Genomic DNA, 21,536 nt, shown 5'->3' with positions numbered 1-21,536 from the left:
TCTCCTTTGATCTGCCCGATGCGTATAGATGAGATGATAAGTGCCTAACACTCTCAGTGTCTATGCGAGATCTCCGGACGTTTGGATGGGCCGCCTGCGGACATGCGACGAATACCGCGCCGCAGCATCGTGTGACACAGAACACAGCGAATCCTCCGTGACGCATTCCCGCGACGGCGTGTCCGACGTATGACACAGGAGGGTTTCGTGACGAGTTCGCAGACCGTCGCGCCGGACGAGGCGACGCTGGTCGGGCGTGCCAGGGACGGCGACGTCCGCGCCTACGAGGAGCTGGTGCTGCGCTATCAGGCGCGGATGTTCCGGCTCGCGGTGCGGGTGCTCGCCGACCGGGCGGACGCCGAGGACGTGGTCCAGGAGGTCTTCCTGACCGCCTGGCGCCGGCTCGACCAGCTGGCCGACGAGACGGCCTTCGTCGGCTGGCTCTACCGGATGACCACCAACCGGTGCCTGAACGTCATCCGGGCCAGGCGGCCACAGGCCGAGCTGGACCCGGAGACCGCCGAATCCCCGCGCACCGACACCAGGCCGGAGCACGCTGTTCAGGTGAGCGGTCAGCTCGGCGCGCTGCACGCGGCGCTGGAGACGCTCACCCCCGAGCAGCGCGCCTGCTGGCTGCTGCGCGAGGTCGAGGGGTTGTCGTACGAGGAGATCGCCGACGCGGTGGGCGCGGGCCCCGCGGCGGTGCGCGGCCGGATCGCCCGCGCCCGAGCGCAATTGTCCGAGGTGATGAAGCCATGGCGGTGAACTCCGCAGCAGACCACGAGGCGACCGGGTACCGGCTGCCCTGCGGCCGCGATCTGGAGCAGGTCTGGGACCGGCTGGACGCGGTCGAGGCCGGGCTCGGCGACGAGCACGAGACGCACTGCCCGCACTGCGCGACCGCGCGGGAGAGCCTGCGCGCGCTGCGCGCCGCCACCGCGGAGCTGATCGCCGAGCCGGAGCCCGCCCCGCCCGACCTCACCGCCCGGATCATGTCCGCGGTGCGGGCCGAGGTGCGCCGCGGCCGGACCATGTCGCTGGCCACGCCGGAGCCCGGCGGGGTCGAGGTCTCCGAGCGCGCGGTCGCCGCGGTGCTGCGCTTCGCCGCCGATTCGGTGCCCGGCGTGCGGACCAGGCGCTGCCGGATCAAGCCGGTCGGCACCGAGCCGGACGGCAGGGCAGCGGTCGAGGTCGAGCTGGCCTTCGCGCTCGCTGTCGGGACGCCGGTGGGCGGGGTGCTTCCGGTGGTCAGGCAGCGGGTGAGCGCCGCGCTGAACAGCGACATCGGGGTCTCGGTGCGTCGGCTGGACGTGCTGGTCGCCGATCTCTACGTCGACGACGCGGCACCGCGGCGCCCGGACGACGGCGGTCCGCGATGACCCAGGTGACCGAATTCGTGGTCGAGCCCGCGGTGCTCGCGGCGGTCGCGGCGCGCGCCGCGCTCGCGGTGCCCGGCGTGCTGCGGCTGGAGCCCGGCATGCGCGGCCTGGTCTCGACCTGGGTGCGCACCGGCAGGCAGCGCTTCGGCGGCACCGACCCGGCGATCGCGGACGGGGTCAGGGTGCGCAATCACGCCGACGGCCGGATCACCGTCGAGGTCGACGTGGTGCTCTCCACCGAGCGCCCGGCGGCGGCGGCCGGGATCGCGGTGCAGCGCGAGATCGCCAGGGTGCTGGCCGAACACACCGGGCAGCGGGTCGCCGCGGTGACCGTGAGCATCCTCGACATCGAGGTCGGCCCGTGACCGAGAGCGACCTCGTACGCGCGGTGACCGACGCCGTCCGCGCCGTGCCGGGGCTGCGCCCGGCGCAGCCGCTCGGCCCCGCGGGCCCCTCCTGGCTGCCCCGGCCGGGCGGCGACGGCGTCGAGCTGACGCCCGGCCTGGTCACCGTTCGCGTTGTCGCCCGCGCGCTGCCGCTGCCGCCGCTGCTCACCGCGGCGGAGCACGGCATCAGGGCGGCGCTGGCCGGCACCGAGTGGGCCGGGGCGGCGCTGCGGCTCGTGGTCTGCGAGCTGGACGCCGCCGCCTTCACGAAGGTGACACCGATCACACCGCCATGACGAACCCGCATCCTCGCGGGTCGAACAGTACGAACCCGACAAGACCAGAGGAGGAACGATGTCCGCACCGCTCACCGAACCGAAGAACCACGCCGACGCGGCCAAGCCCGTCGCCGGGGAGACCGTGCAGAAGGATCCGATCCGCAAGGCCAATGCCCTGGTGACCGATCAGGGCACCACCACCATCGCCGATGTGGTCGTGCAGAAGATCGCCGGGCTCGCCGCCCGCGAGGTGCGCGGGGTGCACGCGCTCGGCGCCGGCTCCAGCCGGGCCTTCGCCGCGCTGCGCGACCGCATCCCCGGTGCATCGGCCAGCATCGGCCAGGGCGTCTCCGTCGAGGTCGGCGAGACCCAGGCCGCGGTCGACGTGGAGATCGTCGTCGAGTACGGCGTCGCCATCGCCGAGATCGCCAGGGCGGTGCGGCGCAATGTGATCACCGCGATCGAGCAGATGACCGGGCTCGAGGTCGTCGAGGTCAACATCAATGTCAACGACGTCTTCATCCCCGGGGACGACGAGGACACGCCCGCCCCGCCGAGCCGGGTGCAGTAGCCGTGAACGGGACGACACTCGGGCTGCTCGCCGGGCTCGCGCTCGGCTTCGCCGGCGCCTTCGGCGGGTTCGGCGCGTTCGTTGTGGTGCTGCTCTTCGGCGCGCTCGGGCTGCTGGTCGGGCGTTGGCTCGACGGTGACCTCGACGTGGCCGAGCTGGTCCGCTCCGCGCAGCGGCGGAGCGGGAGATGACCGCCGCGCCTGCGGTGGTCGCGGCCGCGCCGGAGGGGAGTGCCACCGGCCTCCGTGCGCCGGAGGCGCGCGGAGTCACCACGGTGGCGCCGCGCGCGGTGCGGCGGATCGCCGCGCAGGCGGCCGGTGAGGTGCCGGGCGTCGCCGGGCCGGTGCAGGTCACCGCCGTTGTGCGCGGCGACCACGCGCTGCTCGACGCCGAGGTGCCGATTCGGTATCCCGAACCGGTCCGCCGGGTCACCGACGCCTGCCGGGCGCACCTGACCGCGCGGGTCGGCGAGCTCACCGGGCTGCGGGTGGCCCGGGTGGAGATCCTGGTGCCCGCACTCGTCGGTGCCGCGGTGCCCGCCACCGGGCGGGTGTCGTGACCAGGCGGCCCCGCCGGGTCGTTCCCGCGGTGCTGCTCGCCCTCGTGCTGCTCGCCGCGGCGGTCGCGGTGATCGTCTCGCTGGTGCAGCGGCTCACCGACACCCGCGAGTTCGTCTCCTACGACCGGGTCGCGGCCGAGCTGTACGCGATCGAGTGGGGCGAGACGCCGGTGCTGGTCACGGGCATCGTCGCGCTGGCGCTCGGCGCGCTGCTGCTGCTCGCGGCGGTCTGGCCGGGGCGCGCGCTGCTGGTGCCGCTGGTCGACGAGGAGGGGCTGCGCGCCGGGGTGTCCCGGCGCGGGCTGCGCGCCGCCGTCCGGGAGAGCGCCGAGACGGTGGACGGGGTTACCGCTCGCGGGGTGCGGTTGGGCCGTCGGTCGGTCAAGGTCAAGGCGCAGACCGATCGGGTCGACTCGGCGGGCACCGCCGATGCGGTGTGCGACCGGGTGTCGAATCGGCTGCGGGAGATCGGAACCCGATCGGTGCGCCGGGTGCGCACGTCGCTGCAGACGCCGGAGGCGGCGAATTCGCCGGTGGGCGGGGCAGCCGCGACCCCCGGCCGAGGGCAGCCGCCCCGCACGAACATCGGAGCTGGAGCATGAATCGGATGAACCGGCCCGCCGCGGCCAATCGAACGCTGGTCGGACTCGCCGGACTGGCCCTGCTCGCCGCGGGCGGCTACGCCCTCGCCGCGCACTACGGCCGCCTGAACTGGGTCGACACCGGCGCCCCGCTGGTACCCGGCCCGGCGGCCCCGCCCACCTGGGTCTTCCTCGCCGTGATCGCGGGCGCCGCGCTGCTCGCCCTGCTGTGCCTGCGCTGGCTGCTCGCGCAACCCTTCCGCATGCCGAAGTCGGTGGGCTGGCAGGTCGGTGGCGACGACCGCACCGGCCGGACCGTGCTCCGCTCCGGCACCGCCGCCGCCCCGGTCGCCGCCGACATTCAGCGCTACCCGGGCGTGCGCGCCGCCGAGGCATGGCTCTCCGGCGGCCCGGACACCCCGCAGCTGCACCTGCTGGTCACCGCGGCGCCCGCCGCCGACGTCGCCGAGCTGCGCCGCCGCATCCTCGGCCACGCCGTGACCAGGCTGCGCGCCGCGCTCGAGGTCGAGATCATCCCGGTCACCCTGGAACTGCGCTTCGCCGACGAGCAGCGCGCCCTGCAATAGGCTGGGAACCATGAGCGCGGCGCGCCGGATCGGCGTCTTGACCGGGGCGGGCATCTCCACCCACTCGGGAATCCCGGATTTCCGCGGCCCGCAGGGCGTCTGGACGACGAACCCGATCGCCGAGCTGCTCACCACCTACGACGCCTACCTCGCCGACCCCGGCGTCCGGGTGCGCTCCTGGCAGGCCCGCCGGGAGAACCCCGCCTGGGACGCCGAGCCCAACGCCGCGCACCGCGCGCTCGCCGAGCTGGAGCACGCGGGGCGCGAGATCGGCATCGTCACGCAGAACGTGGACGGGCTGCACCAGCGGGCGGGCTCGACGCCGGAGCGGGTGGTGGAGATCCACGGCACCATGTTCGGCGTCGAGTGCGTCGAGTGCCCGTACACCGCAACCATGGCGGCGGCCCTGGAGCGGGTGGCGGCCGGCGAGCCGGACCCGCCCTGCCCGCGCTGCGGCGGCGTCCTCAAGGCCGCGACCATCATGTTCGGCCAGCAGATGAACCGGCGCACGGTCGCCGCCGCGCTGGCGATCGCCGAGCGCAGCGAGCTCTTCCTCGCCATCGGCTCCTCGCTGCAGGTCGAGCCGGCCGCCTCGCTCTGCTCGGTCGCGGTGGACGCCGGTGCCGAGCTGGTGATCATCAACGCCGAGCCGACCCCCTACGACCGGATCGCCACCGAGGTGATCCGGGAGCCGATCGGCACCGCGGTGCCCGCGCTGGTCCGAGACCTGCTCAGCTGACCGGCCCGAGTACCCGGTCCAGGTAGTCGTTGCGGAAGAGCCCGTCCGGGTCCAGCTTCCGGCGCACCGCCGCGAACCGCTCCCACTCCGGGTAGCGCGGGCGCAGCGTCTCCGCGGTGCGGAAGTGCCGCTTCCCCCAGTGCGGCCGCCCCCGGTAGCGGGCGAAGACCGCCTCGCAGGCGCGGAAGTACGGCTGCCACTCCATGCCCCGGTACTGGTGCACGGCGATGTAGCAGGTCTCCCGGCCGCCCGCCGGGGAGAGGAAGGCGTCGTCCGGCGCCACCCAGCGCACCTCGATCGGCATCGGGGTGTCGAACCGCCGCGCGATCTCCCTGATCTCCCTGATCGCGGCGGCACCGTGCGCGCGCGGCAGCGCGTACTCCATCTCGGTGAAGCGCACCAGCCGCGGGGTGGCGAAGACCCGGTACGAGCGGTCCACCTTCTCCCGGGTACCGCCCACCCGCGCGGCCGTCCGCTGGATCAGCGGGACCAGCTCGGGACGCCGCCTGCCCACCCGGCAGAGCGCGTCGAAGACGTGGTTGGAGAGCAGGATTCCGTCCAGCCAGTCGACCGCGGGGGCGCGCGGCCGCTCCGGCGCCTCGGTCCGGTTGTTGCGCTTGGTCATGGTCAGCGTGCTGTGGCCGAACATGTAGAACTCGAAGTGCTCGTTGCCGTCGACGTGCGAATCCAACTCGGCAAGCACGTCTTCCAGCGGGAGCGGCCGCTCCACCCCGGCGAGCACGAAGGAGGGCACCAGCCGCAGCGTGACCGCGGTGACGACGCCGAGCGCGCCGATGCTCACCCGGGCCGCGCGCCAGCTGTCCGGGTCGGTCTCCTCGTTCAGCTCGAGCACGCTGCCGTCGGCGGTGACCAGCTCGATGGAGTGCAGCGCGTCGGAGATGTTCCGCAGCCGGGAACCGGTGCCGTGCGTCCCGGTGGCGGTGGCGCCGGCGACGGTCTGCACGTCGATGTCGCCGAGGTTGGGGAAGGCGAGGCCGTGCGTGTGCAGCGCGGCGCTGGCCTCGTGCAGCGTGATGCCCGCCTGCACCCGGGCCAGCCCGGCCGCGCGGTCCACGTGCAGCACCCGGTTCATCCGCGAGAGGTCGAGCAGCACACCGTCGGTGAGCACCGCTTCGGTGAAGGAGTGGCCCGCTCCGGCCACCCGCACGTTCCGGCCGCGCGCCGCGGCGGCGGTGACCAGCGCGGCGACCTCGGCGGTGTCCCGCGGGTGCGCGACGACGGCGGGGCGGCAGCGCTGATCGCCTGCCCAGTTCACCCACGGCGAGTTGGTCATGTGTCCAACAGTAGGGGATGGGCGCGCGAAGTCGCCAGGAATTCGCAGGATAGTCCGAAGTTATCGGCGGCGTGGCGGGCAGAGCTTGCCCTTGGCCTGCTCCACCTGCTCCTCGGTGAGCGCCGATTCGCAGAGCGGGAGCCGTGCCGTGCCGTCGCCGCGCACGCCGTTCAGCGCCACCGCCATGTAGCGGCGCCAGGTCTCCGGCGCCACCGGGCGGCAGAACTCGGCGAAGCTGTCGATCATGTGCACCAGCGCGAAGAGGTCGGTCGGCTGCACGTCCTGGTGCAGGTCGCCGGTGGCGCGGGCGCGCTCGACGATCCGGTTCAGCGGTGTCTGCATCCGCTCGCGCAGGTCGCGGAAGCGCTCGATCTGATCGTCGAGCTCCAGCAGCACCTCGCTCAGGCCGCGGCTGCCCGCGAGGTGCTCGCAGGCGTACTCGAAGAACTCGACCAGCGCCGCCCAGGGGTCCGGGTTGCGGGCCGCGGTCTCGGCCGCGGCCACGAATTCGTCCATCTGCTGGGCGAAGACCTGGACGATCAGCTCCTTCTTGCTCGCGAAGCGGCGGTACACGGTGCCGACCCCGACGCCTGCGCGCTCGGCCACGTCGTCCAGCGAGATCTCCAGCCCGCGCTCGCCGAAGAGCTCGCGCGCGGCCGCGACGATGCGCTCCTGATTGCGCGCGGCATCGGCGCGCAGACGGCGGGGGGCATGGCTGGGAGGGGTCGACGTGGTGGGACTCACAGGCCCAGTCTAGCAACGCTCGGGATTAAGTGGAGGCACTCTCTCCGTTAAGCTGATAGGCTCCCAATAAGTGGAGGACCTACCTCCGCATCAGCGGCTCGACTCCGATCCCCAGGGGAGAAGAATGACTACCACGATCGATACCGCGGCCCCGGCCGCCGCGGAGACCGGCAGGCGCGGCTCCGCCGCCGTCCGCTGGTGGGTGCTCGCCGTCATCGGCATCGCCCAGCTGATGGTGGTGCTCGATGCCACCGTCGTGAACATCGCGCTCCCCGCTGCCCAGGCCGACCTCGGCTTCGGCGACGGCGACCGGCAGTGGGTGATCACCGGGTACGCGCTCGCCTTCGGCAGCCTGCTGCTGCTCGGCGGCAGGCTCAGCGACCTGTTCGGCAGGCGCACCGCCTTCATCACCGGGCTGATCGGCTTCGCCGTCGCCTCCGCCATCGGCGGTGCCGCCACCAGCTTCGAGATGCTGGTCGCCGCCCGCGTCGGCCAGGGCGTCTTCGGCGCGCTGCTCGCCCCGGCCGCGCTCTCGCTGCTCACCGTCACCTTCACCGAGCCCGCCGAGCGGGCCCGCGCCTTCGGCATCTTCGGCGCGGTGGCAGGCACCGGTGGCGCCATCGGGCTGCTGCTCGGCGGCGCGCTCACCGAGTGGGCCTCGTGGCGCTGGGTGATGTTCGTCAACCTCGGCTTCGCCGCCGTCGCGCTGGTCGGCGCGGTGCTGCTGCTCGCCAAGCACGTCGCCACCGATCGCCCGCGGCTCGATCTGCCCGGCACGCTGAGCGTCACCGCCGCGCTCTTCGCCATTGTCTACGGCTTCTCGCACGCCGAGTCCGCGGGCTGGTCCGACCCGCTGACGCTCGGCTTCCTGCTCGGCGGCGCGGTGCTGCTCGCGGTCTTCGTCTGGCTGCAGACCCGGGTCGCGCATCCGCTGCTGCCGCTGCGGATCGTGCTCGACCGCACCCGCGGCGCCTCCTACCTCACCGTCTTCGTGATGGGGATCGGGATGTTCGCGATCTTCCTCTTCCTCACCTACTACCTGCAGCTGACGCTCGGCTACACCCCGATCACCACCGGCCTCGCCTTCCTGCCGATGGTCGCGGGCATGGTGATCTCCTCGACCACCGCGCCCTCGGTGCTGCTGCCCCGGGTCGGGCCCAAGGTCGTGGTCAGCGGCGGCTTCGCGATCGCCGCGGTCGGCATGCTGCTGCTCACCCGGATCGGGCTGGATTCGAGCTACGCCACCGATATCCTGCCCGCACTGGTGATCCTGGGTCTCGGCCTCGGTGGCGCCATGTCGGTCGCCTTCCAGGGCGCGACGTCGGGCGTCGGGCACACCGACGCCGGGGTCGCCTCGGCGACCATCAACACCAGCCAGCAGGTCGGCGGCTCGATCGGCACCGCGCTGCTCAGCACCATCGCGGCCGCGGCGGCGTCGGACTACCTGACCGGCCGCACGCTGAGCCCGGAGGCGGTGGCGCAGTCCGCGATCGAGAGCTACACCACCAGCTTCTGGTGGGCCACCGCGATCTTCGCGGCGGGCGCGGTGATCGTCGGCTTCCTGATGCCGAACACCGTTCCGGCTCCCGCCGAGGGCGAACCCGTTCTCGCGCACTGAGTTCAACGCAGAAACGCCCGGACCTGCTGGTCCGGGCGTTTCGGCATGGTCGTCAGCAGTTGCCGGGGGCGGGGGCTCCGGCGAAACGGTCGGCCAGGAAGTCGAAGGCCCGCGCGCTGCCCTCGGGGATGGCGGTGCCGTGGTCGGTGCCGGGCAGCATGTCCAGCTGCACCCTGGTGCCGGAGCCGCAGTAGCGGCCGACGACCTCGCGCACCAGCTGCGGCGAGACGGCGTCGTTGGTGCCGTGCCAGACGTAGGTGGGGATCCGCGGCACGCCGGGGAAGATCTCCAGGCTGTTCTCGTGCAGGATGCGCACGGTGTTCGGGTCGGCGTCGAGCGGGCCGGAGAAGACGTCGGGCAGGCTGCGGTTGGCGCCCGCCGCGATGATCTCGTCGGTGCAGCCATTGGCGATCCTGTTACGCATATCGGCGCCCGCGGGCGTCAGGATCGGCTCGATCGGCAGCTGCCCCGGGTACTCCCGCTCCAGCCCCATGGCGGCCGCGAAACCCAGCCCGAACAGCGGGTTCGGCTGCATGCCGAGGTCGAGCGCCAGCTTGCCGATATTCATCGGCACCCCGCCCTCGGCCACCCCGACCAGCGGCAGCTCCGGCGCGTAGTCCGGGGCGAGCGCGGCCGCGAAGCCGGTCGCCATACCGCCGCCGGAGTAGCCTGCCAGCGCCATCGGGCTGGCGCCGAGCCCGGCCGGGGCGAACCGCTGCACCGCGCGCAGGCCGTCCAGGGTGATCCGGCCGCCGAGCCGGGCCGCGCCGTAGGCGCTGTTCGGGCCGAGGTGATCCGGCACCGCGACCGCCCAGCCGCGGCCGAGCAGCAGGTTCAGCACCGGCCCCTCGCGCAGCCCGCCGTCGAAGAGCGCGTGCGAGGGGGCGCAGCGCAGGCCGAGCGCGTTGACGAACGGCTGGTACGACACCACCGGCCGGTTCGCGCCGCCGCCCGGCGGCACCAGCACCGTCGTCACCGCGCCGATCGGCCCGCCCAGCGAGTCGGTGCTGCGGAAGAGCAGCTGCCAGGCGGTCGCGCCGGGGTAGTTCGGCGCGGGCACCTGCCTGCTGCGCATGACGTCGCCGAGGTTGAAGCGGGCGACGTCGGCGGGGGCGGCGTAGAAGGCGTCGGGGTCGGGGGCCGGGTAGATCGGCCCCGCCGCGGCCGGGCCCGCGCCGAGCCCGGTGCCCGCGGCGAGCAGGAGCGCGGCGATGCCGACGAGTCCCGCCCGGCCGAAGCGCCTGCCGTCGTGGCCGCGCTGCCGGGTGCCGAAGCGCGCCGCCGCGCGCCGCGCTCGGGAGACTGCCCGCTGTACCGCCATCGTTGTTTCTCCAGACTCGGGATAGATCGGATCGAACGTGAACTTCTCGGCCGGACTCCAGGCATTCGTACGGGCGCGCCCGGGGGATTGTCAACACGGGGGATGGAGCCGTCGGAAAGCTTGTTTTCGCTGGTAGAACCAACCGCGCGGTTCTCGGGGCCGACCCGTGTCGGACCCTGGCGATAGGCTCGGGCGGTGCCTTTCCGACGCCGTTCCCGGGGGTGCCCGCGGCGGGGGCCGCGCGACGTTTTCCCGCTCCGCGCCCCCGCTTCGTAGACTGCTCGGATCGGGAGCCGCCCGCATACGAGGGGCGGTACGGGGAAGGGAGCGCGGGTATGACCTTCGCGAACGCGGCCGCACGCGACCGGGTGTGCGCGTGATCCCGATGACGAGCCTGGCGCAGCCGACACGGAAGGGAGCCACCACCATGGCCCACGATCGAGCGGGCCGTCCGGCCCGCGTCGCCGATCTGGAAGACATCCCGCACCTGGTCACGGCCTACTACAGCCGGGTGCCCGATCCGGCGGAGCCCGCGCAGCAGGTGGTCTTCGGCACCTCCGGGCACCGCGGCTCCAGCCTGGACACCGCCTTCAACGAGGCGCACATCCTCGCCGTCACCCAGGCGATCGTCGAGTACCGCGCCACCCGCGGCATCACCGGCCCGGTCTACCTGGCCAGGGATACCCACGCGCTCTCCGAGCCCGCCTGGACCACCGCGCTGGAGGTGCTGGCGGGCAACGACATCGCGGTGGCGATCGATTCCCGCGACCGCTACACCCCGACCCCGGCGCTGAGCCACGCCGTGCTCCGGCACAACCGCGGCAACCCCAGGCACCAGGCCGACGGCATCGTGGTCACCCCCTCGCACAACCCGCCCCGAGACGGCGGCTTCAAGTACAACCCGCCGCACGGCGGCCCCGCCGACACCACCGCAACCGACGCCATCGCCGAGCGCGCCAACGAACTGCTCCGCACCGGCCTCACCGGCGTCCGCCGCACCACCCTCACCAGGGCACTCGCCGCGGCCGAGCGCTACGACTACCTCGACCACTACGTCTCCGACCTGCCCTCGGTCTCCAACCTGGACGCCATCCGCGGCGCGGGCATCCGGCTCGGCGCCGACCCGATGGGCGGCGCGAGCGTCGACTACTGGGAGGAGATCGGCCAGCGCTACGACCTCGAGCTCGAGGTGGTGAACCCGCTGGTCGACCCGACCTGGCGGTTCATGCCGCTGGACAGCGACGGCAAGATCCGGATGGACCCCTCCTCCCGCTACGCCATGGCGAACCTGGTCTCGATCAAGGACGACTACGACATCTCCACCGGCAACGACGCCGACGCCGACCGGCACGGCATCGTCACCCCGGACGGCGGGCTGCTGAACCCGAACCACTTCCTCGCCGTCGCCATCGAGTACCTGGTGGCGAACCGGACGGGCTGGGACGCGCTCTCCAAGATCGGCAAGACGGCGGTGAGCTCGTCCATGATCGACCGGGTGGTCGGGGTGCTCGGCCGCGACATCTACGAGGTTCCGGTCGGCTTCAAGTGGTTCGTGCCCGGGCTGTTCAGCGGCAGCCTCGCCTTCGGCGGCGAGGAGAGCGCGGGCGCCTCCTTCCTGCGCACCGACGGCACCGTCTGGACCACCGACAAGGACGGCATCATCCTGGCGCTGCTCGCCGCCGAGATCGCCGCCGTCACCGGCCGTACCCCGTCCGCGCGCTACGTCGAGCTGGAGCGCCGCTACGGCGCCCCCGCCTACGCCAGGATCGACGCCGCGGCCACCGCGGAACAGAAAGCCAAGCTGAAGAAGTTGACACCGGACATGATCACGCAGCGGGAAATCGCCGGTGAGCCCGTCACCGAGGTGCTGACCAGCGCCAAGGGCAACGGCGCCGCGCTCGGCGGGGTCAAGGTGAGCACGGAGAACGCCTGGTTCGCCGCGCGGCCGTCCGGTACCGAGGACAAGTACAAGATCTACGCCGAGTCCTTCCACGGTGCCGAGCACCTCGCGCAGGTCCAGGCGGCGGCCGAGGAGATGGTCGGCCGCGCCCTGGCCGGTGAATAGGGCGGACCGGCTACCCGGCGAGATCTGGGTACTGATCGCCGGTTCGTTCGTGATCGCGATCGGCTTCGGGCTGGTCGCCCCGGTGCTGCCGCAGTTCGCCCGCGGCTTCGGCGTCGGGGTGGCCGCGGCGTCGGCCATCATCAGCGCCTTCGCTCTGATGCGGCTGCTGTTCGCACCGATGAGCGGGCGGCTGGTGCAGCGGCTGGGGGAGCGGCCGGTCTACCTCGGCGGGCTGCTCGTCGTCGCGCTCTCCACCGGCGCGAGCGCGCTCGCGCAGACCTACTGGCAACTGCTGGTGCTGCGTTCGCTCGGCGGCATCGGCTCCACCATGTTCACCGTGTCCTCGCTGGCCCTGGTGATCCGGATGTCGCCGCCCGGCGCCCGCGGCCGCGTCTCCGGGCTGTACTCGACCAGTTTCCTGGTCGGCTCGCTCGGCGGCCCGCTGATCGGCGGGCTCTTCGCCGGCTTCGGCCTGCGCGCGCCCTTCGTGCTCTACATGATCGCGCTGCTGATCACCGTCGCCGTCGTCTGGTACGCGCTGCGCGGCTCCACGCTGATCAACACGGTGGAGAGCGGGCCGCAGCGCACCATGAGCTTCGCCGAGGGCTGGAGCCGCCCCGAGTACCGGGCCGTGCTCTGGTCCAACTTCTGCAACGGCGCCGCGGTGTTCGGCGTCCGGATGGCGCTGGTGCCGCTGCTCGTCGTGGAGGTGCTCGGGCAGGAGCCCTCCATGGCGGGGATCACGCTCACCGTTTTCGCCGCGGGCAATGCCGTGGTGCTCTTCACCAGCGGCAGGCTCTCCGATCGGTTCGGCCGGAAGCCGTTCCTCGTGCTCGGGTCGTTCATCTGCGCCGTCGGCACCGGCGGGCTCGCGTTGGCCGACACCGTGCCGCTGCTGTTGATCACGAGCTTCGTGGCCGGGATCGGGTCCGGGATGTTCAGCCCGGCGCAGCAGGCCGCCGTCGCCGACATCATCGGGCCGAACGCGCGCGGGGGTCCGGTGCTGGCCGGGTTCCAGATGTCGGCGGATCTGGGGACCGTGCTCGGGCCGATTCTGGTCGGGTTCCTCGCGCAGCAGCTGTCGTACGGGGTCGGGCTCGGGGTCACCGGCGGGTTGCTCGCACTCGCCGCGGTCTTCTGGCTCCTGGTTCCCGAGCCCATGCGCCGGGAGACCGATCCTTCGAGCCGCGCCGCCGGGGACGGGAGCGGTTCGAGCGGGAAGCCCGGCATCGCGCCCATGCCGCCCGGCACCGAGGTCAGCGCGCCGCTTCCACCCTGCGCCGAATCGGAGGGGCTCGGGGGACGCGGCAGCGCGCGGTAGCGCGGATACGGCAGAGTGGACGGGGTGAGCAAACCGTCCGCCGGCTACACCCCGCGCCCGATGTCCAGCAACACCACCTACGCGCTCGGCGCGCTCGCCGTCGTGATCATCGGCATCATCGTCTTCGCCGCCTACCGCTGGTCCTCCGGCGGTGACGACGCCGTCACCCGCAACGACGGCTACGGCTCGGTGCGCGACGCGACCGTGCAGGTCGCCGTCGACGGCAACGCCATCCGCCTCGGCAAGCCCGACGCGCGCGCCACCGTCGACATCTACGAGGACCCCATCTGCCCCGCCTGCGGCGTCCTCGAGCGCATCTACGGCCAGGAGATCGCCCAGCGCGTCGACGAGGGCGCGCTCGCCGTCCGCTACCACCTGGTGAACTTCCTCGACTCCCGCAGCTCCTCCGGCGACTACTCCACCCGCGCCGCCGGCGCCCTGCGCTGCGTCGCCGAAAGCGGCCAGGCCGTCGCCTACGCCCGCTTCCACGACGCCCTCTTCCTCGCCGAGCAGCCCGAGGAGAGCGCCGACAGCGACCACACCGCCGACGAGCTCGCTGCCATCGCCCGCACCTCCGGCGCCCCCGACACCGCCGTCCAGTGCGTCGCCACCGGCGCCCGGACCGACGCCGCCCGCACCGCCGCCGCCGCCAACCTGGACGCCCTGCGCGCCGCCTCCGACAAGGTCGGCACCCCGACCGTGCTCGCCGGTGGAAACGACGTCGACGTGAACAACGCGGAGTGGGTGGTCGAACTCACGCGCTGACTCGCAGCTCAGGGGGCGATTTGGTGGGCGCGCGGAGGGTGGTGTAACTTCGTTCAGGCAGCCGGGGAAGCCCGGCGGTACACCATCTCGGGGCTATGGCGCAGCTGGTAGCGCACCACACTGGCAGTGTGGGGGTCAGGGGTTCGAGTCCCCTTAGCTCCACCCATTTTCCGCAGGTCAGGCCCGGTCTTCGACCGGGCCTGATTTCTTTCGGGCGAAGCGGATGAGGTACCCGTCGGGGTCGGCGACGAGGAACTGCCGGACGTGTGATCGTTCGGATTCACCGATGCGGTACGACTTCGTCTCCGGTGGCATGAACAGCGGGTAGCCGGTTCGGCTCAGTGCCGAGAGGATCGGCTCGAGGTCGGCGACGGTGACCTGGAAGTTGATTCCGCGCCCGAACGGTTGCTCGAGTGGGGCGGTGATCCAGTTCCGGCCAGCGCCGCGCTGCTCGAGCATGATGTGTGCGGTGCCGCGCGAGAGGTACGCGAAGCCCTCGTCCGCGCGCTGGTACTCGATCTCGAATCCGCACAGCCCGCACCCGAACTCGATGCTTCTGGCTGTGTCGGTGACGAGGAGCTCGGGGACGAGCGCGGGGGAACTCACGTCGTCATGCTGACAGATCGTCCCGTGGGCTCATGCCGTCATTTCTCGGTCGGCGACGGCGTGGTGGAGACGCTCGGTGTGGTGGTCGCACTCGCCGGGATCGGGGTCGTGGTGGTGCGCGGGGGCGCCGTCGTTGTCGTGATCGTGGTGGTGGTCGGCAGCGGGGTCGACGTGACGGTGGTCGTCGACGGAGTCGTGGTGGTGGCTGTGAGCTGGACGCTGAATGTTGCCTCGACCGAGAAACTCGCCGTGGCGGAGAAACCGGCGCCCACCGACGGGTCTGTCGAGTTCCCGGGCGGGGGATCCGGCGGAGCAATCGCGGTGGTTTCGGGGGCGGCCGGCGGCTGGGAGGTTTCGGTGGCCGTGCCGGCGCCGATGACATCGCCCGGTGCGGATACCTCCGTCGGAGAGCCCGCTGGACTCGAGGCCGACCCGGAGGTCCGGGCTCGGATGGTGGTGCGCTCGAAAGCCAGGGCGGTGAGTCGGCCCGGATCGTCGGCTCGCACCGGCGGGCTCGGCTCGGGCTCGGCCAGGAACGTTATTCCGATCGCCGTGACGACTACCGCGATCACCATACCCGGCACCTGCCGCCGGAAACGATCGGCCGGACTGTCTTTGTCGCGGGTCTGCATTGCACTACCGCTTTCTCGCTCGCGAATTGCCGAACGGCCCTTTGCCGACAGCGCGATCACCCGTCGGGTAACTGTCGAGCGCGGCGAAGATGAATTCAGGGCCTCGCGTAGGGGTCCACGTCTCGCAATCGTTGCCGGTGAATTTTCTGCAGCTCGCCCGCGCGGGTGAGGAAATCGGCAATAGTGTCGAGTTCCCCGGGGTCGTACGAGTCGAGCAGCATCTTGTAACTCTCGACGATCATCGGAACGACGAGTTCCTGAACGCGATGCGCCGCGAGGTCGGTCGCCAGCACGATCACGCGACGGCGGTCGGTCGGGTGCAGGGTGCGGGCGATGTAGCCCTGCTTCTCCAGGCGGTTCAGCATGATGGTCACGCCCGCCGCGGTGAGGCCGAGGCGTTCGGCCAGCAGCCCCGGCGTCGTATCCTTCTCGTTCTCCAGCAGGACGATCTCCAGGGCCCGCCGGTCGGTCTCGTTCACGCCGAGCACCCGGATGAATTCCCGGATCAGGTCCTCGGCGGCGCCGTGGTAGAACTCGAGGGCGCGCTTGAGTTCGGCCGAGATCCGGGCGGGCTGGGTCGTTCTCGGGCACAGGGGCTTGGCGGAATCGCGAGTGCCGGTTGCCGCTTTCCCCGCGTGCGGCAGGGATCGCCGCCGGGCGTTCGACGCAGGCATGGTGACTCCTGTCGATCGTTCGTCGGCAGGCAGGAGAGCGGCTGCCGAACATCACGAAAGCGGGCACCGCGCCGACCGTGGGAGCGGTCGTGGCGGTGCCGGACATGCACTGTACGACACAGTGTCCGATGCGATGCCGAATTCGGCCGAAGTGGACATCGCCCGTCAAACAGCAAGCGCGGCAACCGTTGTCGGGCCGATAGCTGAGCCGTGACCGAGACCGGGCTGCCGGGCAGCCCGGTCCGGGCACGTACACCGGGGCCTGCGGCATCGGTCACCGTTCCGTGCCGCCCGCCCCCGGGGTCAGGTCACCGACGTGGTGGTGAGGGTCGGCGACGGGTTCGGGTAACACGAGGTCGCGACATTGCCGACGAAGGCGACGTTGGTCGTCATCGTCATGCCGGGGCTGGTGTAGCTGGTGCCCGCGTACTTGCTGGTGATCGGGGTCCCGGGGCTGCCCGCGGTGACGTTGACGGTCACCGCGGGCGGGGTGAAGCTGGTGCCGCCCGCGATCGGCCCCGGCACGGTCAGCACCACGTTCCCGCCCGACGTGGCGACGCTGCCCGCCACCGTGCCGCCCGAGGCGGTCGCGGAGACCAGGGTCGAGTTCGCCGGCGTCGGGATGGTCATCTTCAGGTTGCTGATGTTGTTCACGGTGAACCCGGAGGCCGAGCTCGGCACCGACGAGGCGCCCGGCGTGATGGTGATGGCCACCGCGGAGCCCGACGCCGCCGAACCCGGCGCGGTGCCGGTGACCGACGTGGTCATGGTCGAGGTCTGGCCGATGCCGAAGACCGTGCCACGGCAGGCCCAGTTGACGCTGACGGGGGCGGCGCTCGCCGGTGCCGCGAGGCAGAAGACGGAGGCGACGGCGATCGGGGCGATAACGCCGGCGCGGAGCAGGGAGGTCGGTCTCATGGCAATCTCCAGGAATTTCGAGCAATGGTACGACTGGGTGTCGAACCCCGTGAATCGGGTGTTTGAAATATAGCCCGTTCGCTTCTTGCTGTGAATCGGAATCGCCAATTAAAGCATGACAGGAATGTTTTTATCCGCTGTTGAATATCCATTCTTCATAGTTAATTCCCGGCAAGATCATCGCATTTCTCCGGGGTGCCACGGCCGCATTTCACCGTATCCCGAAAGGCCGGTCGTCAGGCGGACTGGCTGACGAAGCACCACAGCTGGATGAGCGGGTGCGCGTTGCACCAGGTCTCGGCGACAGGCCCGGAGTGCGCCGGAACGAAGGGCTCGAGCGGCACCGGCTCGGCCGCCGCGCTCGCGCCGCCGCCGACGGTCGCGGCGCCGATCAGGGTGATGACGAAGAAGGCACGCAAAGTGGACATTCGAACTCCTCGATTACAGCGCGACGCAGGCGGAACCGAGGTTGATCCCGGTGCCGACGTCGACCGGGACCCGGGGCCACACGTTCCCGCCCGCCTGGGCGGCGAAAAGGTAGGTGGTGGCCGTCCGGGACGGAGTCCAGGTAACCGTGGCGGTGCCGTCGACCGGGGTGGCATCGGCGAAGCCGGTCGGGCCCTGGCCCTCCTCGAAGAAGTAGACCTGCGCGGAGTCGTCGACGGTCGCGGTGACGGTGTAGGAGCAGCCGGTGCCGTAGTCGTGCAGGCCGATGGTGCGCCCGGGCGCGACGGTGATGCCGGTGACGGCGGCCGAAGCGGTCGGTGCGCCGAGCGCGGCGACGCTCGCCGCGGCGCCGAGCGCTACGGCGACCTCGGCCAGCACGGCGGTCGGTTTCTTCATGGTGAAATCCTCACTGTCGCAACGGATCGAGGTCCACGGCTTTTTGCGAACACTCATGTTCACTGTCGGACGGTGTGGCCGTGGCGTTACGCGGGCACAAAAACGCGCCACCACCCGGAAACCGGATGGCGGCGCGCAAGAAGGCGAAGCTCAGCTCTGGACGACCTCCGGAGCGGGCCCGAGCGCCTGCGCCGGCGCGGCCAGCCCCTGCACCACCCCGACCCCGGCACCGAGCCCCGCGCCGATGGCGGCGAGCGGCGCCACCATGAGCCCGGCGCCGTAGGCGGCGCCCAGCGGGACGGCCGCCAGCCCGATCGGCATGAACGGCACCCCGACCAGCGCACCGATCGTGCCGCCCGCCGCCGCCCCGATCACACCGAACGGTGCGGCGAAGGCGGCGCCCGCGGCCGCACCGGCCGCGGCGGAGCCGATGGTCTGGCTCGCGACCCGATCCGAGCGGGTGCGCTCCATGCCGACGGAGTCGAAGTAGGTGGCCAGCCCGGCCTCCTGTGCGGCGGCGGCGTCGTTGATCTGGATGGCCTGCTCGCGCGGCAGCCAGTCCGGCGACTCCACCTGGACGTCGCCGAAGCGCAGCACGCCGGCCGGCGGGGTGATCGGCGGGACGGGCTGGGCGGGCGCCGGGCCGTGCAGGTTCTCGACGGGGGAGAGGTAGCCGTAGGCGGGCATCGAGCGCGCGCCCTGCAGCGAACTCAGCACCTCGTCCGGGTAGCGGACGCCGTAGTAGGGGTTGACGTTCGGCACCTCGGCGGCCGCCGGTGCCTGCTCGTCGGCGATCGGCGCCACCTCGGCGGGGCCCACCGCCACCTGCGGCTCGGGCGCGGCGTGTGCCGTCCCGGTCGCCACCAGCGACAGCGCCACCGGAACCGCCCCCGCCGCCACCGCGTAGCCCATCCGCCTCCGAGCCGGGGCGAGTGCCCTGTGCTTGCCGGTGCCCATCGATCACCTTTCGTTCGAACAGTGTCTGTCGATTCACCTTCGGAGCTGCCCGGCCGCACGGATGGGTCCGGGGGTAACCCAGGCAACCGGTCGGTTTATAAGTGACCGGGGAAACAGAAAACAATTGTTCGGTTCGGTGCGGAAAGCCACTGGAACGGGTTTCCATAATTGACGAGTCATGCGTCGGCACCGCCGGAACGGCTACTGTCTGATACAGCGAAACCCACTGTCGGGCAACGAGATCCGTAGTAAGCATTTAACACTGCGGTAAAAGATCATCGCTACCGGACGGAATCCTTCGGTCATGATTATTTTGCGCACTGTTAACCCCTCCGGAGACCGCAATTGTTCGCCATCTCGCGAATCGAGACTTCTTCGTGATACTGCTACTGTGTGCCGATCGCCGGGATCGGTGTGGCAGGCCGTGCGCGATCAAAGACGTTCGGCAGCAGGGGTATTGCGCGGCTCGCCGGGCACCCCGATCCCCCCGGTCCTCGAGTCCCTCAACACGAGAGAACTGATGAGTTCAGATTTTGCCGTGGTGCTTCCCTGGATCGTGACCGTCGTGCTGGTCACGGTCACCACGATCTACGCGGTGCAGGTCGTGCGCCGCAAGCAGTCCCGTATCGATGCGCTGATCGCCGAGCAGCGCCTGCACGACGAGGCGCTGGAGCGGCTCGCCGCCACCACCCTGCCCGCGGTCGCCGCCTCGGTGCGCAGGCACGAGCCCGCGCCGATCCCGGAAGTCCCGCCGGGCACCGAGAATTCACGGTTCGCCCAAGGTTTGCGGTGGACCGCCGAGCGCTATGCCGACGAGCTCAGGATCCTGCAGGCGGAGGTGCGCGACCAGACCATCCGGGACGCCGAGGAGAATTCCCGGGTCGCCGTGCAGTCCGCCGAGGAGGCGGTGCGGGAGCGGTTGTCGAGTTCGGCGCGGGATGCCACGAGTGGTGCGGTGCGGTCGTTCGGTACGTCGGTGGTGAGTTTGGGTGCCGATGTGAGTCAGGTCGTGTCGGCGGCGTTGCGTGAGCATCGTGATGACGAGGTGTATGCGACGTTGACGCGGATCGATCATTCGGTGCAGCAGATGATCAGGCAGGCGCAGTCGTATGTGATCGTGTGTGGTGGTTTGCCTGGTCGTCGGTGGCCGTCGCAGTCGTTGACCGATGTGGTGGGTGGTGCGACGGGGCGGGTGCGGGATTATCTGCGGGTTCGGTCGAATCAGTTGGATCGGATGGTGATCTCGCGGGCGGTGGAGCCGTTGGTGCATACGTTGGCGACGTTGCTGGACAATGCGTTGCGGTATTCGCCGCCGACGTCGTATGTGGATGTGGGGTTTCAGGAGGGGCATCACGGGGTGACCGTGATTGTGGATGATGCGGGTGTTCGGATGAATTCCGAGCAGATGGAGGAGGCGCGTCAGGTTCTGGCGGGGGAGCGGTCGGTGGATATCCATCAGCTGGGTCCGTCGCCGAAGGTGGGTTTTCCTGGTGTGGCCGCGTTGGCTCGGCGGTATGGGTTCACGGTGTATATCGATGGGCCGAATGCGTATGGCGGTATGCGGGCCATGGTCTACATCCCGGAGACCCTGCTGATCACCCCGCCCCCGGCCGCACCCGCCCCCGAGCCCATCGAGATCCCCGCGGCGCCGATCGCCCGCAGCACCGCCGACCGGTTCGGCGCGCAGCAGAACGGCACCCCGCAGCCCGTCGCGACGGTCCGCGCCGAGCCGGTGGTCGCCGCGGTGCCGAACCCCGAACCTGTGTCAGCGCAATCGGATCACGAGCCGGAGGCGTCGGTGCGGGAGATCGCGGGCGGCGGCCTGCCGAGGCGAAGGCGCCGGGCGACCGTCGCCGCGATGGTGAAGACGAGCGGTCCGCGGACCGATCCCGGGTTGGCGCGGCCGGATATCGCGGCGGCGTGGCAGTCCGGTTCCAAGAGCGGCCGTGCCGCCGCATCCGAACAGACGGAAGGGACGACATCCTGATGGGCACACCGAGCGTGACCGACAGCAGCAACAAACTGGGGTGGCTTCTCGAGGATCTCGAGGTGCCCGGGGTCCGGTTCGCGGTGCTGTTGTCCGATGACGGGTTGCGCATTGCGCACAGTGCGGGGATTTCCAAGGATGATGCCGAGCGGTTCGCCGCGGCGGCGTCGGGGTTGCGGTCGCTGGGCAAGGCGCTCGGTGAGTTCTGCGGGACCAGCGGTAACACGGTGCGGCAGAACATGACCGAGTACGACGAGGGCATGATCATGATCACCGCGGCGGGCGAGGGTGCCCTGCTCGGCGTGGCGACCACCGTCGATCTGGATGTCGGGCTGATCGCGCACCGGATGAACGAGCTCGCCGCCCGGGTCGGGCACGAGCTGGCCAGCGCGCCCCGGCGGAGAGACGACGGCGGTCTGCGGTGAGCGGCCGCGACCCCGATCTGGTCCGCGCCTACGTCCGCACCGGGGGCCGCACCCGCGCCACCCGGCTGCTCGATCTGGTGACGCTGGTCGTCGCGGGTTCCGAGCCGCCCATCGGGCTGGCGCCGGACGCCCGCCGCGTGCTGTCCCTCTGCAGTACCAAGGGTTCGCTGTCGATCGCCGAGGTGGCTGCTTATCTGGATATGCCGCCGTCGGTGGTGAAGATCGTGGTGTCGGATCTGCTCGACAGTGAGCATCTTTCCAGTCCGCGGCCGTTGGAAGCGGTGCC

General features: G+C 71.3%; 27 protein-coding genes and 1 tRNA gene. 18 read left to right on the top strand and 10 right to left on the bottom strand.

Going from position 1 to position 21,536, the window contains the following annotated elements; genetic code table 11:
* The first annotated feature begins 207 nt into the window (after positions 1–207).
* The 10 genes from ACFUJ1_RS31250 to ACFUJ1_RS31205 are packed head-to-tail and all read left to right on the top strand — an operon-like array spanning position 208 to position 5,080.
* Entirely contained in the window at positions 208–765 is a 558-nt protein-coding gene (locus tag ACFUJ1_RS31250; RefSeq protein WP_378650909.1) for an RNA polymerase sigma factor, read from the top strand.
* Entirely contained in the window at positions 756–1,379 is a 624-nt protein-coding gene (locus ACFUJ1_RS31245; RefSeq protein ID WP_378650908.1) for an anti-sigma factor family protein, read from the top strand. Before ACFUJ1_RS31250 ends, ACFUJ1_RS31245 begins: the two co-directional genes overlap by 10 nt.
* Positions 1,376–1,744 (top strand): Asp23/Gls24 family envelope stress response protein, encoded by a 369-nt coding sequence (locus ACFUJ1_RS31240; protein ID WP_378650907.1) that lies wholly within the window; start codon positions 1,376–1,378, stop codon positions 1,742–1,744. Before ACFUJ1_RS31245 ends, ACFUJ1_RS31240 begins: the two co-directional genes overlap by 4 nt.
* A complete protein-coding gene (locus tag ACFUJ1_RS31235) occupies positions 1,741–2,061 on the top strand; it encodes a hypothetical protein (protein WP_378650906.1) in 321 nt (106 codons plus the stop codon). Before ACFUJ1_RS31240 ends, ACFUJ1_RS31235 begins: the two co-directional genes overlap by 4 nt.
* A gap of 58 nt (positions 2,062–2,119) precedes the next feature.
* Positions 2,120–2,614 (top strand): Asp23/Gls24 family envelope stress response protein, encoded by a 495-nt coding sequence (locus ACFUJ1_RS31230; RefSeq protein ID WP_378650905.1) that lies wholly within the window; start codon positions 2,120–2,122, stop codon positions 2,612–2,614.
* Positions 2,615–2,616: 2 nt separating this feature from the next.
* The gene (locus ACFUJ1_RS31225; protein WP_378611445.1) at positions 2,617–2,805 is read left to right on the top strand and encodes a hypothetical protein; all 189 of its coding nucleotides are present in this window, start codon (positions 2,617–2,619) and stop codon (positions 2,803–2,805) included.
* Complete coding sequence (locus tag ACFUJ1_RS31220; protein ID WP_378650904.1) at positions 2,802–3,173, top strand: Asp23/Gls24 family envelope stress response protein; 372 nt, start codon at positions 2,802–2,804, stop codon at positions 3,171–3,173. The genes ACFUJ1_RS31225 and ACFUJ1_RS31220 overlap by 4 nt, the downstream gene beginning before the upstream one ends.
* Positions 3,170–3,775, top strand: a complete 606-nt coding sequence (locus ACFUJ1_RS31215; protein ID WP_378650903.1) for a DUF6286 domain-containing protein — start codon at positions 3,170–3,172, stop codon at positions 3,773–3,775. Before ACFUJ1_RS31220 ends, ACFUJ1_RS31215 begins: the two co-directional genes overlap by 4 nt.
* A 5-nt stretch (positions 3,776–3,780) precedes the next feature.
* The gene (locus tag ACFUJ1_RS31210) at positions 3,781–4,341 is read left to right on the top strand and encodes an alkaline shock response membrane anchor protein AmaP (protein ID WP_378650902.1); all 561 of its coding nucleotides are present in this window, start codon (positions 3,781–3,783) and stop codon (positions 4,339–4,341) included.
* A gap of 10 nt (positions 4,342–4,351) precedes the next feature.
* Positions 4,352–5,080 (top strand): NAD-dependent deacetylase, encoded by a 729-nt coding sequence (locus ACFUJ1_RS31205; RefSeq protein ID WP_378650901.1) that lies wholly within the window; start codon positions 4,352–4,354, stop codon positions 5,078–5,080.
* Here the strand turns inward: ACFUJ1_RS31205 and ACFUJ1_RS31200 are convergent.
* Together ACFUJ1_RS31200 and ACFUJ1_RS31195 are read right to left on the bottom strand one after the other, a co-directional pair.
* On the bottom strand, positions 5,073–6,374 hold the full coding sequence (locus ACFUJ1_RS31200; protein ID WP_378650900.1) for a D-arabinono-1,4-lactone oxidase: 1,302 nt from the start codon (positions 6,372–6,374) through the stop codon (positions 5,073–5,075). The two genes, ACFUJ1_RS31205 and ACFUJ1_RS31200, sit on opposite strands and share 8 nt — an antisense overlap.
* Positions 6,375–6,434: 60 nt before the next feature.
* The gene (locus ACFUJ1_RS31195) at positions 6,435–7,118 is read right to left on the bottom strand and encodes a TetR/AcrR family transcriptional regulator (RefSeq protein WP_378650899.1); all 684 of its coding nucleotides are present in this window, start codon (positions 7,116–7,118) and stop codon (positions 6,435–6,437) included.
* 124 nt (positions 7,119–7,242) lie between these two features.
* On the opposite strand from ACFUJ1_RS31195, the gene ACFUJ1_RS31190 reads away from it, so the two are divergent.
* Complete coding sequence (locus tag ACFUJ1_RS31190) at positions 7,243–8,736, top strand: MFS transporter (RefSeq protein WP_378650898.1); 1,494 nt, start codon at positions 7,243–7,245, stop codon at positions 8,734–8,736.
* Positions 8,737–8,788: 52 nt separating this feature from the next.
* Here ACFUJ1_RS31190 and ACFUJ1_RS31185 read toward each other — a convergent pair whose 3' ends face one another.
* Entirely contained in the window at positions 8,789–10,057 is a 1,269-nt protein-coding gene (locus ACFUJ1_RS31185) for a lipase family protein (RefSeq protein ID WP_378650897.1), read from the bottom strand.
* A gap of 427 nt (positions 10,058–10,484) precedes the next feature.
* Here ACFUJ1_RS31185 and pgm point away from each other — a divergent pair, with 427 nt between their 5' ends.
* The 4 genes from pgm (at position 10,485) to ACFUJ1_RS31165 (ending at position 14,370) form a co-directional block, all read left to right on the top strand.
* Entirely contained in the window at positions 10,485–12,122 is a 1,638-nt protein-coding gene (pgm, locus tag ACFUJ1_RS31180) for a phosphoglucomutase (alpha-D-glucose-1,6-bisphosphate-dependent) (RefSeq protein ID WP_378650896.1), read from the top strand.
* Complete coding sequence (locus tag ACFUJ1_RS31175) at positions 12,115–13,443, top strand: MFS transporter (RefSeq protein ID WP_378650895.1); 1,329 nt, start codon at positions 12,115–12,117, stop codon at positions 13,441–13,443. Before pgm ends, ACFUJ1_RS31175 begins: the two co-directional genes overlap by 8 nt.
* A gap of 60 nt (positions 13,444–13,503) precedes the next feature.
* Positions 13,504–14,208 carry a DsbA family protein gene (locus ACFUJ1_RS31170; RefSeq protein WP_378650957.1) on the top strand — a complete coding sequence of 235 codons (705 nt, stop codon included), beginning with the start codon at positions 13,504–13,506 and terminating at the stop codon, positions 14,206–14,208.
* An 89-nt stretch (positions 14,209–14,297) separates the two neighbouring features.
* A tRNA-Ala gene (locus ACFUJ1_RS31165) sits at positions 14,298–14,370 on the top strand.
* A 15-nt stretch (positions 14,371–14,385) separates the two neighbouring features.
* Here ACFUJ1_RS31165 and ACFUJ1_RS31160 read toward each other — a convergent pair.
* The 7 genes from ACFUJ1_RS31160 to ACFUJ1_RS31130 form a co-directional block, all read right to left on the bottom strand.
* Entirely contained in the window at positions 14,386–14,814 is a 429-nt protein-coding gene (locus ACFUJ1_RS31160; RefSeq protein ID WP_378650894.1) for a bleomycin resistance protein, read from the bottom strand.
* Positions 14,815–14,852: 38 nt separating this feature from the next.
* A complete protein-coding gene (locus tag ACFUJ1_RS31155; protein ID WP_378650893.1) occupies positions 14,853–15,506 on the bottom strand; it encodes a hypothetical protein in 654 nt (217 codons plus the stop codon).
* 35 nt (positions 15,507–15,541) lie between these two features.
* On the bottom strand, positions 15,542–16,120 hold the full coding sequence (locus ACFUJ1_RS31150) for a MarR family winged helix-turn-helix transcriptional regulator (protein ID WP_378650892.1): 579 nt from the start codon (positions 16,118–16,120) through the stop codon (positions 15,542–15,544).
* 303 nt (positions 16,121–16,423) lie between these two features.
* On the bottom strand, positions 16,424–17,038 hold the full coding sequence (locus tag ACFUJ1_RS31145) for a hypothetical protein (protein ID WP_378650891.1): 615 nt from the start codon (positions 17,036–17,038) through the stop codon (positions 16,424–16,426).
* 236 nt (positions 17,039–17,274) lie between these two features.
* A complete protein-coding gene (locus ACFUJ1_RS31140; RefSeq protein WP_378650890.1) occupies positions 17,275–17,466 on the bottom strand; it encodes a hypothetical protein in 192 nt (63 codons plus the stop codon).
* Positions 17,467–17,479: 13 nt separating this feature from the next.
* Complete coding sequence (locus ACFUJ1_RS31135) at positions 17,480–17,881, bottom strand: hypothetical protein (protein ID WP_378650889.1); 402 nt, start codon at positions 17,879–17,881, stop codon at positions 17,480–17,482.
* 150 nt (positions 17,882–18,031) lie between these two features.
* Positions 18,032–18,838 carry a hypothetical protein gene (locus ACFUJ1_RS31130; protein ID WP_378650888.1) on the bottom strand — a complete coding sequence of 269 codons (807 nt, stop codon included), beginning with the start codon at positions 18,836–18,838 and terminating at the stop codon, positions 18,032–18,034.
* Between the two features lie 520 nt (positions 18,839–19,358).
* On the opposite strand from ACFUJ1_RS31130, the gene ACFUJ1_RS31125 reads away from it, so the two are divergent.
* The 3 genes from ACFUJ1_RS31125 to ACFUJ1_RS31115 form a co-directional block, all read left to right on the top strand.
* Positions 19,359–20,825: an ATP-binding protein gene (locus tag ACFUJ1_RS31125; protein WP_378650887.1), complete on the top strand. Its 1,467-nt coding sequence runs from the start codon at positions 19,359–19,361 to the stop codon at positions 20,823–20,825.
* Entirely contained in the window at positions 20,825–21,250 is a 426-nt protein-coding gene (locus ACFUJ1_RS31120; protein WP_233019972.1) for a roadblock/LC7 domain-containing protein, read from the top strand. Before ACFUJ1_RS31125 ends, ACFUJ1_RS31120 begins: the two co-directional genes overlap by 1 nt.
* A partial coding sequence (locus tag ACFUJ1_RS31115; RefSeq protein ID WP_378650886.1) for a DUF742 domain-containing protein occupies positions 21,247–21,536 on the top strand: 290 nt, incomplete at its 3' end. The genes ACFUJ1_RS31120 and ACFUJ1_RS31115, both read left to right, overlap by 4 nt.

The sequence above is a fragment of the Nocardia sp. NPDC057227 genome, assembly GCF_042669725.1.
GTDB lineage: Bacteria > Actinomycetota > Actinomycetes > Mycobacteriales > Mycobacteriaceae > Nocardia > Nocardia asteroides_A.
The sequence above is the reverse complement of the archived record's forward strand: the minus strand, read 5'-3'. Positions and strand labels throughout refer to the sequence as shown.

Coding starts and splice junctions, on each gene's coding strand:
- ACFUJ1_RS31245 (WP_378650908.1), top strand. CDS start 756: ATGGCGGTGAACTCCGCAGCAGACCACGAGGCGACCGGGTACCGGCTG.
- ACFUJ1_RS31240 (WP_378650907.1), top strand. CDS start 1,376: ATGACCCAGGTGACCGAATTCGTGGTCGAGCCCGCGGTGCTCGCGGCG.
- ACFUJ1_RS31230 (WP_378650905.1), top strand. CDS start 2,120: ATGTCCGCACCGCTCACCGAACCGAAGAACCACGCCGACGCGGCCAAG.
- ACFUJ1_RS31220 (WP_378650904.1), top strand. CDS start 2,802: ATGACCGCCGCGCCTGCGGTGGTCGCGGCCGCGCCGGAGGGGAGTGCC.
- ACFUJ1_RS31210 (WP_378650902.1), top strand. CDS start 3,781: ATGAACCGGCCCGCCGCGGCCAATCGAACGCTGGTCGGACTCGCCGGA.
- ACFUJ1_RS31205 (WP_378650901.1), top strand. CDS start 4,352: ATGAGCGCGGCGCGCCGGATCGGCGTCTTGACCGGGGCGGGCATCTCC.
- ACFUJ1_RS31200 (WP_378650900.1), bottom strand. CDS start 6,374: ATGACCAACTCGCCGTGGGTGAACTGGGCAGGCGATCAGCGCTGCCGC.
- ACFUJ1_RS31190 (WP_378650898.1), top strand. CDS start 7,243: ATGACTACCACGATCGATACCGCGGCCCCGGCCGCCGCGGAGACCGGC.
- ACFUJ1_RS31185 (WP_378650897.1), bottom strand. CDS start 10,057: ATGGCGGTACAGCGGGCAGTCTCCCGAGCGCGGCGCGCGGCGGCGCGC.
- pgm (WP_378650896.1), top strand. CDS start 10,485: ATGGCCCACGATCGAGCGGGCCGTCCGGCCCGCGTCGCCGATCTGGAA.
- ACFUJ1_RS31170 (WP_378650957.1), top strand. CDS start 13,504: ATGTCCAGCAACACCACCTACGCGCTCGGCGCGCTCGCCGTCGTGATC.
- ACFUJ1_RS31150 (WP_378650892.1), bottom strand. CDS start 16,120: ATGCCTGCGTCGAACGCCCGGCGGCGATCCCTGCCGCACGCGGGGAAA.
- ACFUJ1_RS31145 (WP_378650891.1), bottom strand. CDS start 17,038: ATGAGACCGACCTCCCTGCTCCGCGCCGGCGTTATCGCCCCGATCGCC.
- ACFUJ1_RS31140 (WP_378650890.1), bottom strand. CDS start 17,466: ATGTCCACTTTGCGTGCCTTCTTCGTCATCACCCTGATCGGCGCCGCG.
- ACFUJ1_RS31135 (WP_378650889.1), bottom strand. CDS start 17,881: ATGAAGAAACCGACCGCCGTGCTGGCCGAGGTCGCCGTAGCGCTCGGC.
- ACFUJ1_RS31130 (WP_378650888.1), bottom strand. CDS start 18,838: ATGGGCACCGGCAAGCACAGGGCACTCGCCCCGGCTCGGAGGCGGATG.
- ACFUJ1_RS31125 (WP_378650887.1), top strand. CDS start 19,359: ATGAGTTCAGATTTTGCCGTGGTGCTTCCCTGGATCGTGACCGTCGTG.
- ACFUJ1_RS31120 (WP_233019972.1), top strand. CDS start 20,825: ATGGGCACACCGAGCGTGACCGACAGCAGCAACAAACTGGGGTGGCTT.